General features: G+C 42.3%; 3 protein-coding genes. All 3 read right to left on the bottom strand.

The window, feature by feature from the left end:
* Positions 1 to 115: single-stranded DNA-binding protein (gene ssb / locus Q0688_RS10570; protein ID WP_299075806.1), on the bottom strand; the 115-nt coding region annotated here is incomplete at its 3' end.
* A gap of 12 nt (positions 116 to 127) precedes the next feature.
* Positions 128 to 1,465, bottom strand: coding sequence for an MFS transporter (locus tag Q0688_RS10565; RefSeq protein WP_299075803.1), 1,338 nt, complete (start codon positions 1,463 to 1,465; stop codon positions 128 to 130).
* Positions 1,466 to 1,628: 163 nt separating this feature from the next.
* On the bottom strand, positions 1,629 to 2,302 hold a 674-nt coding region (locus Q0688_RS10560; protein ID WP_299075800.1), incomplete at its 5' end, for a DUF1214 domain-containing protein.

Below are 2,302 nucleotides of genomic sequence, written 5' to 3'. Positions count from 1 at the left end.
CAGAAGTGGCTAAGGTTAAATTGGCTACGGCTTTGCCATTTGGGGTGTAGCGAACTTCGGGATCTTTGCCCAAGTTACCCACTAAAATTACTTTGTTTACGCCTTTGCTTGCCATTTTTCCTCCTAATTAATCTTTTATATTCAGTACAAGCTTGGCTTGTTGAATATCAAAATGTTGTTCTGCCTTTAAATATAAGACTTGTTCGTTTGGCACAACGGTTATGTCAATTACGCCTGCTAATTCTGAAAGTTGTTGCAGCGTTAGAGTTGTGATTTGTTGCTTGCTATTAAGTGTATAACGTTTGAATCGATTCGTCGCCTGTAAACCGCTAATCAATAACAACCAAATACAGCATACAATTGCGGCTAGAATAAATACCCATTGAATCCCCAGTAATTCGCCGATGCTGCCAGACAACACCCCACCGATAAAGGCGCCAAAAAACTGAAAACTAGCATAAAATCCCATAGCAGAACCTTTTTTACCCGCTGGCGCGATATTCGAAACCATGGCAGGAAAATTGGCCTCTAAATAGTTAAAACAAGTAAAAAACAAGCTAACTAAAACCAACAAATAAATAATGGAATGTTGGCCAAATATTAGCAAGGTAAATACCACTGCCAATCCGGCCACGCTGCCTTGCAACACTCTATGTTGATATTTTGCAGCTAGCGCCATCAACACAACTAATCCTAAAACCGATGCAAACAACACTATTGAATATGCTTGCCAGTGCGTGTTTAGTGGCCACTGTAAATCGATTAAAAATACGGGTATTTGTACAAATAGTAGGGTGATCAACATATGTAACAGCAATACGCTGATGTTAAGGCGCAATAATTGCGGTTGTATAAATAGGCTTTTTAAATCTTCAACTACCGGCAGGGTATCGCCTCTTGGTGCGATATTGGTAGCGCTTGGCACTACAAACAAGATTAATAAAATACAAAAGCAAGCTAACACACCTGTGATTAGGAAAATGCCACTTAAGCCGTATTTTGCAGCGATGATTGGCCCAAGCAACAATGCTAAATAAAACGAAAAACCGATAGAGATACCAATGATAGCCATCACTTTGGGACGTTGTTTTTCACGGCTTAAATCGCCGGCCAAAGCCATGATGGCACCCGCAATGGCACCTGCTCCTTGTAAAAATCGCCCTACCACAACCCAAGCTAAGCTGTCGGCAGTCGCGGCTACTAAACTGCCTATTGCAAATACTACGAGTCCGCCAGCAATAACTGGCTTGCGTCCGATTTTATCGGATAACACACCCATAGGTATTTGTAATAATGCTTGCGTTAATCCATAGCCACCAATGGCTAAGCCAATCAAAAAAGCAGAATAATCAGGATAGTGTTTAGCGCCAATGGCGATAACGGGCATCACCATAAATAAGCCCAGCATACGAAGTACATACACAAAGGCGAGAGAGAAAGCGCTGCGAAGTTCGGTTGAGTTCAAGGTGTAGTCTGTTAGTGAAAAATGAAAAGGAGGACTCTAAATCGGCACTCAGTTTACCATAGAATTTTGTTTGAAAAAGCCCTTATGCGCTTTAATCCCATTGCAAACAAAGCAGCAAATTGACGACTATCAATTTGCTGCATGTTTTTCCTAATTTAGGTAGCTATTCTAAACGCTCAAGAGGCGGTAATTCCCAACTGCCATCGGTGAAAGCTGTGGTTGTGTCGTACAATCTTAACAATACCGTAAACTCTTCGGCTGGCGCGGGTAGCCAGTTAGATACCTTGTCAGTGGGCTGCTGATGCTGGATCACAATAGTTAACGAGCCATCGTCATTCAATTGTAAATCGTCTGAGCTGTTAACAAGATAACGGTTAATTGGACTTTCAATCAAATAACCTTCGGTGTTGTACATAGTCAGCGACCAAAACGCATTAACGGGTGGCATCTGCCCTGCTTTAAATCGCAACTGATACTTGTTACTGCCATGTAATTTTTCACCGTTAATATCGGTATCTGCGCTTGGATAGGCGGCTTCTTGAGCCGATAATGCCCCTAGTCCACCTAAAGTGACGCCGGCACGCACCGTATAATTAGTGCCATATTCACCGAGCGGATCTCGCCACACATTCCAGTCGTTTTCTTTAGGTGATGTGCCTTTGGATTGCAAAGCAGAATGCAATTTATCGTTTGCCAATTTTGCACCGGTGGAAATCAAAAATTGTTTGAACGGATTCAGGTCTGCCAAGTTAAATTGGTTTTCTTTGGTCAGGCCCAACTCAGCAAAATTGTCGAATTCGGCTTTATCGCGGGCATGAGCAGGTTGTTTTTCTAGTA

It is taken from the genome of uncultured Paraglaciecola sp. (assembly GCF_937123705.1).
Taxonomy (GTDB): domain Bacteria; phylum Pseudomonadota; class Gammaproteobacteria; order Enterobacterales; family Alteromonadaceae; genus Paraglaciecola.
Note: the sequence above shows the minus strand (reverse complement) of the source record. Positions and strands in the feature narration are given on the sequence as shown.